This window comes from Mesorhizobium sp. WSM4840, from assembly GCF_055811755.1.
In genome coordinates this window covers 1-14,620 of sequence record NZ_JBVVQD010000057.1, presented here as the reverse complement: position 1 = coordinate 14,620, position 14,620 = coordinate 1, and the positions used below count along the sequence as shown (strand labels likewise).

The window sequence follows — 14,620 nt, the reverse complement described above, 5'->3', positions numbered from 1 at the left end:
TGCGGGGCGGGGCGGCGCCTCCCCTCCCTCTCTGGTCGGTGGGGTTTTCTGCATCTCGGGGGGGGGGGGGGGGGGGGCGCCCCCCCCCCCCCCCCCCCCCACGCCTACAACATCAAGAGTCACCGGGAGGAGGAGAGGCGCTGGGTGGAACAGGCCGAAACCGCCTATGCCCGCTTTGTCTCCGGCTGGAACCCAGGAGGTCCGAAGAGGGTGCGCACGGGCGCCGCAAATGAGAAGCGACTGTAGAGGCTGCGCGGCAGGGCTCTCACCTCGGACCCTGCTCTTCGCCACGCGGTCACCCATGCGCAACAGGAGAATATCGCAAATCCGTTCAAAATGCTCTTGTCGATCACATCAGTGGTTTTAGCGCGATACGGCCGGCAAGCTCTGGGCTGGAAGCCAAAGTGCTTGGCCAGCGCCAGCAGCGAGCGATTGTAGATGATGTGGCCTTCGTTATCTTCGCCGGTGACCGCCGTCTTCATCCTGTCGTAGAGGATCTCGATCGGTACTCCTCCAATGGCGTCGAACGCCTGCATATGACAGCGCAGCAGCGTTTGCAGGTCCTGGTGCATGACGTAGCGGGCGAAGATGTAGCGCGAGTGGCCAAGCACGAGCGAGAACAGCCAGACGATGCGCGTCACGCCCGGCGCGTCGGTGAACTCGGTGACGAAGCGCGCGAAGTCGATCTGTGCTTGATATCCGGCCGGAGTCTCGAACCGCACCTCGAAGGGACGCACCTGCTCCTGCGGTCGGATTGCGGCCACGAAGCGCTTCACGGCGGTGTAGGCGCCGTCATAGCCGCGCTCACGAATCTCGCGCGTCAGGCGCACGGCGCTCAGATCGGGAAAGGCCGAGACCCGTTCGCGCAGATAGTCGACAAAGGGCACGATCTTGTTTGGCCGCCCCGCCTGTCGCGGGCCATAGGCGGGAAGTTCGAGCCCGCGCTCGATGTATTTGCGGACCGTCTTGGGATCGCGGCCCGTTCGCCGAGCAATCGCGGTCACGGACAGGCCCTGACGGTGTAGATCCAATATCATCAGAAGTTCTCCAAGTTGGACCACCAGCGCCGCTCCGATTCCGATCAAATCGGGACGGACTATCGACGCCGGAGCGAAAGCCGCCAGTTCCGGGACGCGTCCCGGAACTGGCGGCAGCAGCGCCAACTAGGGAATTTTCGATGCCCACAATCAGGGAATATTCATCGCCCGATGACAGAAGGTCGCCAAACGACGGGGCGTGCGCAAGGCGCTCGCCCGCCGACTGGCGGTGATCATACACAGGATGTGAAGCGACGGCACAGAGTTTCGCTAAACGCGACAAAACATCATGCCGAAGGCCGCCTGATTGTACGGCCGACCACTGCAGCCTGCCGCCCGTGCTCGTGGCCCGTCAAGGGCAGGCTGCGCGCTGACCTTCGGCCACCCTTGACCGGCCACTGCGCGCGCCGGCAGAGCCGAAACGAGGTCGGGGACGAGATGGTCGCCAGCGGTCGAACACGGGAGATACAGAGGGAATGAAACCAGAGGATCAAATGTGACAATTATCGGCCCCGATAGAAAGGGGCGACAAACTTCCACCTGAGTTCCACCTGCCGGTGGAAAGATGTCCTTTGCGGGACGAGGATGAGGTGAGTTCGCGAGGGTTGCAGTACCGGTCGTATCACAACGATCAGGACGCGCCCGAGATCGTTCCACCTCATTCTTCTGAATCCCATCAAGGGTAGGGCCAGAGCGCAGATCCCCTAGAGAAGCAAGACCCCGCGAAAGATGCACAATGCCGACGCCGCGGAAAGCTCTAAAGGCGCTTGACTTCAACACGCCGAATAGAGAAGCAACCCTCGGACGCGCAGTGTAGGGCGAGCCATCTCACCGGCAGACGCGGACATACGGTTTTACGCCCGATCTGTAAGGGCGAAAGTTGAATGGCTGAGCTACTCGACTAGACCTCTTAGCTAAGACGTCGGGCACCCGACACACCTCGACACTCCTGTCGGGTTTGTCGCGTGAGCGACCCGGGGCTGCTCGACTTGGTTCCCGCCGCATCACGATTTAAGTCGTTGAAAAACATGTAAAACATCTTTCTGAGACTTCTCTAGCGCAGTTGGCACGACTTTCGCGATTACTTCGTAGCGAGAGTTGCCGACAGATATTCATGTTGTGGATGATATCGTGATTGATGAAACGAAGGAAGGAAAGCAGGATGTCAGATTTGCACCAGACCGGCAACGGTGATCGGCCGACTTGAAAACTCGGGAGGCACTAGTACTGGCGCAGCGACACGTTGTTCAAATGCTTGGAACCGCGCGGCGGCGCGCGCTACCGCCAAAGCTTCGGCTGACCGACTAGGAGATCGTCGATCTGACGTAATTTGAAGTAAGCTCTACATAGCGTAGTAAAAATGTGAAATTAGATAGAACTATAGTGACAGGATAATCGAACATGTATGACGACTTTGTTTACGACGAGAAATGGGCATTTAACTATGAAGAATTTGTCCGCATGCATGGTAGAATAGTTGAAGTAATCGATACTGTAAATTTTCTTGAGAGGCATTCTAGCGGAAGAAATGCTCTTGAACTTGGTATTGGCGACGGACGCGTGGCGGTGCCGCTGAGTGAGCGCGGCGTCAGGGTCGAAGGTATCGACAATTCGGATAGCATGTTGGAAGTTCTCGCCAAGCGCACTGATCTTGTCAAGGCCTGGAAGGGAGACATTGCCGATTTCAGATCGGAGCAACGCTACAGTCTGGTATATTGTGTCTATAATACGTTCAAGGCCCTCTTCACGCGCGAAGCTCAATTGGCTTGCTTCCGATCTGTCGCGGAGGTGCTGGATGATCAGGGAATTTTGGTGATCGAACTCGATGTGCCGGCCCTGGAAGGTTTCGTGAACGGCCAGAAAATTACTACGTTGTTTGTGGATCATGAGAACACGATTCTCAATGCGCATGTGCACGATCCACTGAACCAGAACTTGGTTTCAAGCCTCCTCTGGTTTTCTGGTACATCGGTCAGACGCTTACCACATCGCGCCCGTTATGTTTATCATCAAGAACTCGACACTATGGCCGAGCGCGTAGGGCTGAAGCTTGTAGAACGTTGGGGAGATTGGGCGGGAGGTGCGTTCACCGAAGGGAGCAAACGTCATATCTCCGTTTACCGCCGAACCAGCCTGTAGTCCGGACCTTTTCGTCGGCCGTTCTTCGATAAGTGATCTCCGAAACTTCGAAAAGCGTATGTGCCACATGTTACCGACTCCCTGAACCAAGACGTGATTATCTGGAGCACAGGCGCCCCCACATGGTCAGACAGCCATGCTCCGCAATAACAACGAGCAGCTTAATGTCTCAGCCGCGGCTGTGCCAAGTGCCATCAACCCCTGCACTGAGGAACTGTCATGAACACTGCCGATCGAGAGACGGTACTGGACCAATTCGCACGAAAACGTGCCGAGATTTCCCACCTCGAAGGCGACGCCGGTAGCTTGGCACGATTCTATCGAGGATGGGCCAGTTCGTACGATCTGGATGTCGGCAGCGAGAGGTACTGCGGACCGATAGTCGTGGCGGAACTGGCGGGTGCGGTGCAGACTGCCTATCTGGCGAGCGAGCGAGGAGCCATCACAGTCCTGGACGCTGGCTGCGGAACAGGTCTCGTCGGCGTGCAACTTTCACGCCTTGGCTTCCAGTTGATTGACGGGTTCGACCTTGCGGAAGAGATGGCCGGAAAGGCCCGGCGAACCGGCGTCTACCGCAATATCCAAGTCGACGTCGATCTTAACGGGGCGCTGTCCGAATACCCCAGCGCGAGCTATGACATTACGGTTTGCTGCGGCGTCTTCGGGCTCGGGCAAGTCCGGCCGGATGGGCTACGCGAGCTGGCTCGCGTCACGCGCCCGAACGGATTCGTTATCGCAAGCACTAGCAAGCGGTATCTGGAGGCTACGTCCTTTGAAGACGAGGTGCGCCGTCTTCAGCATGGGGGCGTCGTTATGCCAGCCCAATGTCTAACTGACGGCAGATACATCGCGGACGAGTACGCGCACTACTGGGTTTTCCGGATTGTGCCATAAAGCCAGCGCGCCAACGGACCGCAGCTATGATCAAGCCACCCAAATCTCGCTGGAATAAACTAAGTAAAATTTTGATCCCAGCTTGAGGTCGCCATTCGCACATGTAAGTACCGGTAACCGATCGCGATGCCACGCAGGCTGTTGCGGTCTCACCTGATCCATCGTCCCGGCAACGGGACCTCGCTTCGGGAGGGCCTGGTGTCGTGAACCCGCCCGAATACCGTTGTTCTCCCCTTTCTCAGGCGGCGGCCGTCATCGTCCTGGCCGCCGCGTTGAAGACAGTTCCATCGGCGAGCATGCGGTGCAGGATCACCGTAAGCTTGCGCGACAGCGCCACCTTGGCCTTCTTCATCCCGGCCCGCCGGACGATCCGCATCGCCCAGCTTTTCAGCTCCGTGCAGCCCTTGAGCTCTTCGGCATCCCGATCTTGCTGATGCGGCCGCTATAGTCGGTCTCGCCGAATTGATACCTTTTTGGCGTACCGAAATGCTCGCCCGCCCGTTTCGACGAGCGAGCGCCCGGGGGTCGTCGATCGCATAAGTGAGCGCCACGATCGGACCGACTCCCGGCGTCGACATCAACCGTCTGGCAATCTTCTCCATGGACGGCTCTCCCTCATGTGACTTGCGGCGGCCACATTATGGCACTTCGATGCCGGAGCGGAGGCCGTCCATCCCATCAGGTCACAATCGCTCATGACTTCAACCAGGAAAGCGAAAATCGACCACACCATGCACTCCCGGAATTAGTGAGACCACTGTCCGCGAAAATAGTGAAACGACTGTCCAGTCGTTCCAAAATACGCCCACAACTAGCAGGAAATGCGTACAGTCGGGGCCGCATATCTGCTTCCGGGCGGTACGAGAACAGCAAAAAGAGGATCGAAGCCAGCAGTATGGATGGTTCGCGTCGCAGTCAATATCTCGTCTTGCCACTGTGGAGTGACAGTGTAGCGAACAACGCTCTTGAATTTCGCAATGATTTTCTCGGGTGAGAGTGGATTTGCAACATCACCGAAAGCGTGAAGTACTGTCATGTGCTCTGAGCCATCCCCTTGGTCGATGATCACTCTTGCTGGTGTTGTTAGGGGAAAGGAAGATACGAACTGCGGTGACGTCTCGAGTTCAATACGTGACGCGAGATCAAGGACTTCCCTATCTCTCAGACGCTCCTCCTCTACGGGTTGAAGTGCGACGCGGCCATGCAGGGCCGCGAGAGCGCAACTAAAGTAAAAGCTATATTGGCCGCCTTCGAGTGTGGTCGGTGCACGCTCATTCGCCAGGCGCATAGCAAGGGGAAACGTTTCGATCCGCAAGCTCCGGACTGGCCTACCCATCTTTCTCATCGAAAGAACGGCATCGATCGCGGCATGCATGTAGCGACAGCACGCGTAGGGTTTGAGGTAGCATTTTCGAACTTCCCATGAGGATCCCAAGTTGCCCGTCAAAAGCATTCGATTGAAACGGCTGTGATCATCGAGGATGTCAAGTGGACCTTTTGCGCCAGCGCGCGCGGTATGCGGCAGTAATTCCCGCAACAACTGCTGGTGGAATCCCCTCTTTAATGCTGCTTCCATCGAATTTCGAGGCTCTAGACAAATAGATAACCGGACCTTCGCAGCCGGCTATCGCGATTGCGTGAGCGGTTTGCTCGGAGTCAAGACCGAGAAGACGAGCCGCGGCGGCGGCAACGCCGAAGTTTACCCACCGGCCCGTGGCATACATCTCAACCGTCTCAACAGGCCGGCAGCTAGCCACTCGAAGGCCAACCTCGTAGCCGAGGGCAATTGCGACCACAATTTCGGAATGCGCCGCACCGACAGCTTGCGCGACAGCTAGAGCAGCAGGAATAACCCCAGCACCGGGGTGCCCCCCTGCTCCTCTATGCCCGTCATCGATATCCAGCGCACTCGCGGCGGCACTATTAGCCATTGCAGCTCCTGCCACGCTGGACCGCTCGCCGGTGAACCAAATGCCGACGTTACCTTCGCCATAAGCTCCCAGAGCTGACGTTTTGGCGGATGTCGCCAAGGGGGAGTTGAGGCCTGCGCCCGCGGCACCTAAAAGGTCGAGGATTAGCGGAGTTATTGCTTCCTGTGTTGCAGAAGGCAACTTGCCGGAAGGAAGCAGCTAACGAACTTGGCAAAGTTCGGAGATTGCGTGCACTTTCTACCCTCCGGGGGATCAGATCAAGGAGATGACGATAAAAACGGTCCCATTCGTTCTGGCTTAGTAGCGCGGACGAGCTGAATCTCGGCGAAGCCGATTGCCTTGAGCCTAGCCCGACCGTCGTCTCGTTGAGCGTCTCTCGAAACTCAGCCCTACACGATGTTCAAACGGTCCGCGGCCATAAGAAACTGCGACAGAGGTTGAGTATCGGTGCGCTGGCCCGTCAGCACGGAGCCTTCAGCTTCTCTAGCCTTTCGTGAACGGTTACCTAGATCGAGTCTATCAACGTGATCTTCGATCCGTCCGAGAATCTCGACCACCGGAAATCCGTCGGATCCACGGTCGCCGGCCGCCCAGTGACAATGTCCGCCATTAGCTTGCCTGCGGCCGGTGCGATGCCGAAACCATGGCCAGAGAAGCCCGTTGCGAGATAAAGGCCAGGGATCGGATCGACGGCCGAAATGATGGGAATGGTATCAGGCGTCACATCCATATAACCTGCCCAGCGCTGCGCAATCTTTGCGTTGTTGAAGCAGGGAAATGCCTCGCGAGCATTGGAAAGCGTAATCTCGGGGTGCTTCATCGACGGTTTTGGGTCGAGCACGCGACAATACTCAAAGGGGCTGGCTTCATCCATCCTCCAACGGGTAGCCATGTTGGCCTCTTCGATGAAACGGCTACCTAGCCGGAAATTAAGAGACCGCCACCACGATTTGAGCGCAGGAAGGAAAGCTCCCATGAACCGAAAGGAGTCCGGAACGATATCAACAACACTGCTGGTGAGAGACGCCATCGTATAGCCGCCGTCCTGGCACTTGCGCATGGCGAAGTTCTTTGCCCATACGGCATGTTCCGGTCCGTTCTTAATCGGCGTCGTGCGGAAGACAGTATTCATAACCTTCAACTGGGGCAGACGGAGACCAAGTGCTCCGCAGAAAAGGCTAGACCAAGCGCCTCCTGCAAGTACCACGGCCTTGCAGCTAATGAACCCTCGTTCCGTAATGACGCCCGACACTCCGCCATTCGTGATCTCTAAGCCGCGCACCGCGCACTCGGTAAGAATGGCGGCACCGCGCTCGCGTGCGGCTTCGGCGATTGCCGAGGTAGCCATCTGTGGCTCGGCGCGGCTGTCAGCGGGCGTATATAGGGCCGACGTGGCATTGAGATTAGACCCGGGCAGGATATTAGCCAGCTGTGCCGAACTGATCATCCGAGATTCGAGTTGATGGTCTTTTAGGTGGTGAAGCCAACTTGCGTACTGCTCGCTTTCCCTCTCACTTGTGCAAGCGAATACAATTCCTGCGCGCGCATAGCCCGTGTCTCGACCAGTCCGCGCAGAAAGGGTTGGCCAGATGCGCAATGCTTCCGCCATCAGCGGGATCTCACGCGGGTCTCGGCGTGAAATGCGTATCCAGCCCCAATTTCGGCTCGACTGCTCTTGACCGATCCCGCCCTTTTCGCACAAAGCCACGCGCAAACCACTCTCGGCAAGTTCCAACGCGGTGGAGGCGCCGACGATACCGCCGCCAATGACGACGCAGTCCACGTCCTTTGGTAGGTCGATGTCTCCGTGAACGGGCACGACTACAGGTCCTGGCATGCTCAGTAGATCTCCTCAAATGAGGGAAGTGTCATTCGTCAAGAACCACGATGTCCGCCGATGACAGGCATAGGCGGACGTTGGCACCAAGCTCGGGCCTTGTCTCGGCGCGGTCGGACATCATGATCGCCGTCATGTTGAAACCGCTCTCTGTCCGGACCGTCACGCGGGTGGTACCACCGACAAATGAACAACTGACGATCTGTCCATACAACAACATATCGCTGCCGCTCTCGATGGGGGCGTCGATGGCGCTGATCTGCACTTTCTCAGGCCGGATCATGACAAGAATTTCCGATCGATCCGTCCTAGTGACTCCCGGCACAGAAATAGACTGATTTCCTGCTATCAGCAGGCGCCCACCGCCTGCATTTTGACCACTGATAAGGTTCGACTCGCCAATAAATTCCGCCACAAAGCGATTGCGTGGGCGGAAATACAACTCATCTGGCGTGCCAAGCTGAGCAATCTTGCCCGCCGACATGAGGCAAATACGATCAGACATATTGAGCGCCTCTTCCTGATCATGGGTGACGTAGATGACGGTCGTACCCAAGTCCTTGTGAAGACGCTTTATCTCCCCCTGCATTTGCCCGCGGAGGTTCTTGTCCAGGGCCCCCAGCGGCTCATCCATCATGATGATGGCCGGGGAATAAACTATGCAGCGTGCAATGCCAACGCGCTGCTGCTGACCGCCCGACAACTGGTGTGGTTTGCGGTTTTCCAAGCCGCGCAGGCCGACACGCTCGAGGACCTCAGTCACCTTTGAACGGATCGTCTTGGCGGACTGACGACGCACGCGGAGAGGATAGGCCACGTTGTCGAATACGCTCATGTGCGGCATCAGAGCGTAATTCTGGAAAACCATCCCAATCCCTCTCTCACGAGGAGGCATCCCCGTTATGTCGCGTCCGTCCAACAGTATGCTGCCAGTAGTTGGCGCGACCGCGCCTGCGATCAGGTTGAGGAGAGTCGTCTTGCCAGAGCCTGACGGACCCAGCAGGGTCAGGAATTCGCCGGTCTCCACGGCTAGATCCGTCGGATGAAGCGCCGTCAGTGATCCATAGGTCTTCGAGATACCCTTGAGCGCAATCGTGTGAGCCACCTGGCCTCTAGGAACAATGCCGTCCTGCATCCGCTTCACTCCTTCCCTGGGAATATATCGCGTACGCCGTTCGCGAAGCCCCTCGGGCCTGCCGTGTAGCTGCATCTTTTCAATGATTTCATCTTTTCTGATCTGGGTCAGCATCTGGTTCGCATCCTTAAATGGGCCATCCATCCATGGGACTGTTCACACCATTCTGTCAGCCCTCGGTTGGCGTCCATTTCCTTAATCCGATCGCTATGATGCAGACGATCAACGAAAGCGCGGTAAGTAATGTGGAGACCGCAGCGATTACCGGCGATACTTCCGATCCAAGCGACGTGTACATCTTTACTGGAAGGGTAATGGTGTCACTGCCGAACAAGAACCATGATATTATGACGTCATCAAAGGACAGCAGGAACGAGAAAAACGAAGCGCTCACGAGGGATGGGATAAGCTGTGGTATAACAACGGTCAGGAACATCCGAATTGGACCTGCCCCCATGAGTTCCGCGCTAAACTCAAGCTTCTGATCCAGTTTGCTGACACCGGCCACAATCATAACAATAACAAACGGCAGGATAATCATGACGTGACCCAGCACCAAAGCCAGTGTTGTCGCAGTAATTCTAAGATAGGAGAAATAGAGAAGAAGTCCCAAACCCATTACGATGGAGGGGACCACAAGCGGACTCATGATGATCCCAGTTATTATGCCCTTGCCTACAAATTCGTGACGCGCAAGCCAGTAGCCTGCGGGAACGCCTGCTAGCATTGCAACCGCCATCGCCATCACTGCAACCTTGAGACTCTGAATAAGCGGATCTACCCAACCAGGGGAACTGAAAAAAATCCGAAACAAATCCAGCGAGAAGTTCGAAGGAGGGAACGCGAGCGCATTCGTCGGCCCGAACGCCATCGGGATCGCTACTGCGATTGGAGCTAAAAGAAACAGGTAGACAACTATGGCGAGGCCTGTACCAACCGCCTGATAGCGACGCGAAAGAGGGTCGTAGCTGATGTCCGACATGGAGACTCCTCTAAAGCTTGCGCCGGCGCAAAAGGGCCAACGGAATTGATAGGATTAAAGCCATGCCAAAAAGCAGGACGCTAATTACCGAAGCCTTCGGCCAGTCCAATACGCGTTGATTATAGAAGTCGATTAGATTGGAGAGCATTTGATTTCGCGGCCCTCCAAGCAGTGCCGGGACAACAAAAGCGCCTAAGGACATCACGAATCCGCTCAGCAGCCCCGCGAGCACACCTGGCAGACTCAGCGGTAGGGTGACTGTCCAGAAAACACGGGCTGGCTTGGCGCCCATGATTGCGGCTGCACGATATACGGAGCTGTCGATTGTAAGAAGGCTGGCCAGGACAGGTAAGACCATTAGTGGTACAAGAAAATTGGTCATTCCCACAAGCACGCCAACTTGATTTAGGATCAACGGAATTTGAATATTAGCACTAAGTGCCCAGCTAAGAATGCTGTTTATGATTCCCTCACGTCCCAATATTATTGTGAACGCGAAACACTTTACCAAGATGCTGGTCCAGAATGGAAGCAGGACGAGCACCATGAGAAACGTCCTAATTCGCGCCGATTGACGGGCTAGATGCAAAGCAACTATATATCCGAGTATCAGGCTTATCAAAGATGACAGTCCGGCAAGGTATACGGTTGTGATAAACGTTGCCCTGAAATAACTGCTGGCCAGAATCTCCTGAAAATCGACAAACGTTAGCGCCGACCCTTGAACGCTTGTGAAAACGACATAGGCGAGAGGGGGCAGCACAATCCCTACGGCTATCAACGTAGCCGGCGACATGAATATTGCCTGTGCGCTAATACTGATATTCTTGTTCATGAGCAAACGTAAAGTTGACACTAACAATTGAATTCCAGGGGCGGACCTGATCGAGGTCCGCCCCGAAGTCCAGCGAGTTACGTTTGAATCCACTGCTTAAGACGAAGCGACACCGCTTCTAAATTGTCCGCCCAGTACTTATCATTTATGATAAGGTTGTTCGGGCTATCAAGTTTCGGCTGCCATTTACGACTCTGCTCGGACAGCTTCGGCACGGCTCCCTTAGACACAGGTGCGCTTCCGAAATTGTCCATCAGGCGAACCTGCACTTCAGGCTTCACGAAATATGCGATCAGCTTCATCGCATTTTCTTTGTTTGGCGCCCCCTTGATCAACGCGAGCCGCTCTGTGGTCAGCAAGTTCTGGTCGAAGGAGAATGCCAACGGCTTCCCACCTTCCGGCTCCGTCGTCCGCTTTATGCGATGAGCATACGAGTAGCTGAAATCGACTTCGCCCGTCTGAAGAAGCGAGACCGTTTGGGTAGCCGAATTGACCCACGAGGCGACGCTAGGCTTGATCCTGTCGAGAACCTTGAATGCACGATCAAGGTCCAGGGGATAAATCTCTTTCGGCGCCACACCGTCCGCAAGCAGAGCCATCTCCATCGTGTCATATGGCCACTCCCGCATGAGCCGACGTCCGGGAAATTTCTCAAGATCCCAATATTCGGCGAAGGTGGACGGACGTTTTCCGGCTCCAAATTTTTGCGGATCCCACGCTATTCCCCCAGACCACATGGTCCACGCAACGGAGTCGCTCGCCGGTGGAATCGCCAAATCAGGCAGATCGAACACAGAGTGATCAAGCGTGTCCCAAAGACCTTCTTTCGACCCAGTCGCGATGCCAGGGCCTTGGTCATCCCAAATATCGATCTCGACATTGTTCGTAAGTTGCATGGCCTTGATTTTCGCAAGGTCTGGTCCCGGGATGATATTTACGTTGATTCCGGTTTCTTCGGTGAATGGTTTCGTCACCGCCTTTTCGATATACTCTTGATAGCTCCCCCCCCAGCTGACAAAGTTTACCGTATTCGATTTCGCCGCAGCACCCGACGACCTGAGCACCATTGGCGCCGCAAGGGATCCGGCCATCCCGACCAATACCGAGCGGCGCGAGAGTTTTGAAATATGTTTCTGCATAGACTTCCTCCCTTATGAACGTGGTTTGCCCAACTTTTCCGGGCCGGTCCATGGCCCTATCATTGGGTTCTCCGGGCCGGTCCGTGACCCTACCATCGGCCGGTGCCAGGAGGTGCAGTGTTGGATTCGCGTCAGGACCGATAAGAAAACCGCCAAATATGTGGACGTGCGATCTGCGTGCTCTTGTAAGAGCTTGAGCGTCGGACTTTCGTGTGAGTCCATATCCTGTGGTTGCGATGTTGTTTCTGCATTCTGTTGGAGAGAAAAGGCGGCGGTCGCTGCGGCTACGCACCATAAACATTGCCACCGGCATAAACGGCGTGACGAAGGATATCGCCAATCGGCCCGTTGTTCGGCTTGCTCCAACATACATCACCCTTTTCAGGACCGCTGCGGATGCGATCTGAGAGCGCGATGTCATGATCGACAAGGTATCGGAAAACATATCGAAAGACGCTCTCGAAGACGGCGAAGACCAGGCGGACAATCCGTTGCACCTCCTCATCATCCGATCTACGGCAACCTCCTGGGAGACTTCCAAAACGTTGCCTTCCGCTCGGATAGCGAAGGTTTGGGGAGCCTGTTTATGCGGCTTCGCTCGTCATGCCCCTACATTCCAAAAGCTGATGCCAATCGCGACAGGAACGTTCGAGACGGGAACCTCAATACGGATGAACGTTCCGACATGACCAAGGCCACCTCGGCGACGACGCGTCTAAAGCCGGGTCTATGCTCAACCTGCCGACCGTCGATCGTCGGACGTAAATAATGTGTCAATCGGCACCCAAAGTTGGCTCTGAATTTTGGTGGTGGTAGGCCTATCCAGCACTAATAACGCGGGCCTGAAGCAGGTCAGTCTTTCCTCGGCCATACATCTGGCGTTTCAGGAGCTTGAATTTGGTGATCTGCCCCTCCGTCTGGCCGTTGGACCAGGGCGAAGTGATCGCGGTCGCTGACTGCCACCCGGCCTTGATGACACCGTTGGCGAAGGAGGCGACCAAGCCCAATCGGGCACATCCCAACCACAGCTCGAGATCGGCGAGAGATTTCTTGCGTATCATGGCCGGGAAACCGGCGATGATTTCCCGCGCCTTGACCGGGAGCGGCGCGCCGCCTCGATCACCGCAACCGTAACGGTTTCTAGCGAGCTCTCGCGCACGCGGAAAACGTCCGACCGTTGACCGCGCGGGCACCTGACGGGATAGGCCGCGACTGTACCCGGTGCGGCGCACGATCTCCTTGATCGCAGCCCCGGCCTTGGTCTGACCGAGAATGGCGGCGTTGGTGTCTTCCCGGCGAAGATATCCCTCATATTGGGTCCGCTCGGCGGCGGGGAGCGGGTCCGGGTTGATCGTGGCGGCTCCGATTGAGGTGCGGATGTCCGGCTGGCGTTTTCCATCAAGTACCACCGGTCGCCACCCGGGCAGCCTTCGCAGCTCTCGAACCAGTCCCCATCAACCTCGTAGCCCGCGACCGTGGTGGAGCCTACGCCTTGGCTGCGGCCAAGGCGCGACCAGCGCTACGGCACAATCATCTGCGACTTGGAGCGGCCTAAAACCATCGCGCTCTTGCCTGACCGAGAACCGGCAACAGCCGGGCTTGGCTTAGCTTCCAATACGCTTCAAACCAAACGTTTGGTCGCGGCAAAAAAATCCGATAGGATGCTCCAACTATGATGGCCGGGCTTTATAGCCGAGTACTGCCTTGAGCTCCAGAAACTCCCCGATCCCGAACTCTCCGCCTTCGCGGCCATTCCCTGACTGCTTGTAGCCGCCGAACGGCACGACGGCGTCCCAGTCGGGATAATTGATGCCGACCAGCCCAGCCCGCATTTTGGATGCGACTTCGCGAGCATGCGTCAGGTCTGCGCCCTGCACATAGGCGGCGAGCCCGTAGGGCGTGTCGTTTGCGAGCGCAATCGCCTCGTCCTCGCTTTCGTAGGCGATGATGGAAAGGACGGGTCCGAATATCTCCTCACGCGCGATACGCATGTCCGGCGTGACATCGCTGAACACGGTGGGACGGACAAAATAGCCGCGGCTCAGATCACGAGGCAGACCTGCGCCGCCCGCGACTAGGGTTGCGCCCTCTGCGATGCCGCTCTCGATGAGATCCTGAATCTTGTCAAACTGCGTCCTGCTGACCACCGGGCCGATTTGAACGTTGGGGCCATTGGCAGGACCGACGACAACTTTCTCTGCCACGCGCCTGGCATAGGTGGCAGCTTCGTCCTGCCTGTCGCGCGGCACAAGCATGCGCGTCGGCGCGGTGCAGGTCTGCCCGCTGTTCTTGAAGCATTGCGCGGTGCCTTTGGAGACCGCCTGCTCGAAGTCGACATCGGGCAGCAGGATATTGGCGGACTTGCCGCCTAGCTCTTGATGTACACGCTTCACCGTATCCGCAGCCGCCTTGGCGACGAGGATGCCAGCGCGCGTCGATCCGGTGAACGAGATCATATCAATCCCCGGATGTGCTGCGAGAGCATGGCCGACGGTCGGACCATCGCCGTTGACGAGGTTGAAGACCCCTTTGGGGACACCCGCCTCATGTAGGATTTCAGCGAAGATGACCCCATTCAGCGGCGCAAGCTCACTGGGCTTCAGCACCATTGTGCAGCCGGCCGCCAGCGCCGGTACGACTTTCAGCACGATCTGGCTAAGCGGCCAGTTCCACGGGGTGATCAGTCCGACG

General features: G+C 56.8%; 12 protein-coding genes and 1 pseudogene. 2 read left to right on the top strand and 11 right to left on the bottom strand.

The window, feature by feature from the left end; genetic code table 11:
- Window positions 1-341 precede the first annotated feature (341 nt).
- Window positions 342-1,061, bottom strand: a pseudogene (istA, locus tag AC0L3I_RS35375) (IS21 family transposase); the annotation flags it as partial.
- Between the two features lie 1,377 nt (window positions 1,062-2,438).
- On the opposite strand from istA, the gene AC0L3I_RS35370 reads away from it, so the two are divergent.
- Window positions 2,439-3,176 (top strand): class I SAM-dependent DNA methyltransferase, encoded by a 738-nt coding sequence (locus AC0L3I_RS35370; RefSeq protein ID WP_473530031.1) that lies wholly within the window; start codon window positions 2,439-2,441, stop codon window positions 3,174-3,176.
- A gap of 219 nt (window positions 3,177-3,395) precedes the next feature.
- Window positions 3,396-4,070 (top strand): class I SAM-dependent DNA methyltransferase, encoded by a 675-nt coding sequence (locus AC0L3I_RS35365; RefSeq protein ID WP_473530030.1) that lies wholly within the window; start codon window positions 3,396-3,398, stop codon window positions 4,068-4,070.
- Window positions 4,071-4,881: 811 nt separating this feature from the next.
- Here the strand turns inward: AC0L3I_RS35365 and AC0L3I_RS35360 are convergent.
- The 10 genes from AC0L3I_RS35360 to AC0L3I_RS35315 form a co-directional block, all read right to left on the bottom strand.
- On the bottom strand, window positions 4,882-5,646 hold the full coding sequence (locus tag AC0L3I_RS35360; protein WP_473530029.1) for an MmgE/PrpD family protein: 765 nt from the start codon (window positions 5,644-5,646) through the stop codon (window positions 4,882-4,884).
- Window positions 5,555-6,181 carry an MmgE/PrpD family protein gene (locus AC0L3I_RS35355; protein ID WP_473530028.1) on the bottom strand — a complete coding sequence of 209 codons (627 nt, stop codon included), beginning with the start codon at window positions 6,179-6,181 and terminating at the stop codon, window positions 5,555-5,557. Before AC0L3I_RS35355 ends, AC0L3I_RS35360 begins: the two co-directional genes overlap by 92 nt.
- A gap of 325 nt (window positions 6,182-6,506) precedes the next feature.
- Window positions 6,507-7,838 (bottom strand): NAD(P)/FAD-dependent oxidoreductase, encoded by a 1,332-nt coding sequence (locus tag AC0L3I_RS35350; protein ID WP_473530027.1) that lies wholly within the window; start codon window positions 7,836-7,838, stop codon window positions 6,507-6,509.
- A 31-nt stretch (window positions 7,839-7,869) separates the two neighbouring features.
- On the bottom strand, window positions 7,870-9,087 hold the full coding sequence (locus AC0L3I_RS35345; protein WP_473530026.1) for an ABC transporter ATP-binding protein: 1,218 nt from the start codon (window positions 9,085-9,087) through the stop codon (window positions 7,870-7,872).
- A gap of 55 nt (window positions 9,088-9,142) precedes the next feature.
- A complete protein-coding gene (locus tag AC0L3I_RS35340) occupies window positions 9,143-9,955 on the bottom strand; it encodes an ABC transporter permease (protein ID WP_473530025.1) in 813 nt (270 codons plus the stop codon).
- Window positions 9,956-9,965: 10 nt separating this feature from the next.
- Window positions 9,966-10,790, bottom strand: a complete 825-nt coding sequence (locus AC0L3I_RS35335; RefSeq protein WP_473530024.1) for an ABC transporter permease — start codon at window positions 10,788-10,790, stop codon at window positions 9,966-9,968.
- A 77-nt stretch (window positions 10,791-10,867) separates the two neighbouring features.
- Complete coding sequence (locus tag AC0L3I_RS35330) at window positions 10,868-11,929, bottom strand: ABC transporter substrate-binding protein (protein WP_473530023.1); 1,062 nt, start codon at window positions 11,927-11,929, stop codon at window positions 10,868-10,870.
- A 284-nt stretch (window positions 11,930-12,213) separates the two neighbouring features.
- Entirely contained in the window at window positions 12,214-12,426 is a 213-nt protein-coding gene (locus AC0L3I_RS35325) for a hypothetical protein (protein WP_473530022.1), read from the bottom strand.
- A gap of 321 nt (window positions 12,427-12,747) precedes the next feature.
- The gene (locus tag AC0L3I_RS35320) at window positions 12,748-13,338 is read right to left on the bottom strand and encodes a hypothetical protein (RefSeq protein ID WP_473530021.1); all 591 of its coding nucleotides are present in this window, start codon (window positions 13,336-13,338) and stop codon (window positions 12,748-12,750) included.
- 261 nt (window positions 13,339-13,599) lie between these two features.
- A partial coding sequence (locus AC0L3I_RS35315) for an aldehyde dehydrogenase family protein (RefSeq protein ID WP_473530020.1) occupies window positions 13,600-14,620 on the bottom strand: 1,021 nt, incomplete at its 5' end.

Excerpts from the sequence above, each read along its gene's own strand:
- AC0L3I_RS35370 (WP_473530031.1), top strand. The coding sequence starts at position 2,439 with ATGTATGACGACTTTGTTTACGACGAGAAATGGGCATTTAACTATGAA.
- AC0L3I_RS35365 (WP_473530030.1), top strand. The coding sequence starts at position 3,396 with ATGAACACTGCCGATCGAGAGACGGTACTGGACCAATTCGCACGAAAA.
- AC0L3I_RS35360 (WP_473530029.1), bottom strand. The coding sequence starts at position 5,646 with ATGGAAGCAGCATTAAAGAGGGGATTCCACCAGCAGTTGTTGCGGGAA.
- AC0L3I_RS35350 (WP_473530027.1), bottom strand. The coding sequence starts at position 7,838 with ATGCCAGGACCTGTAGTCGTGCCCGTTCACGGAGACATCGACCTACCA.
- AC0L3I_RS35345 (WP_473530026.1), bottom strand. The coding sequence starts at position 9,087 with ATGCTGACCCAGATCAGAAAAGATGAAATCATTGAAAAGATGCAGCTA.
- AC0L3I_RS35340 (WP_473530025.1), bottom strand. The coding sequence starts at position 9,955 with ATGTCGGACATCAGCTACGACCCTCTTTCGCGTCGCTATCAGGCGGTT.
- AC0L3I_RS35335 (WP_473530024.1), bottom strand. The coding sequence starts at position 10,790 with ATGAACAAGAATATCAGTATTAGCGCACAGGCAATATTCATGTCGCCG.
- AC0L3I_RS35330 (WP_473530023.1), bottom strand. The coding sequence starts at position 11,929 with ATGCAGAAACATATTTCAAAACTCTCGCGCCGCTCGGTATTGGTCGGG.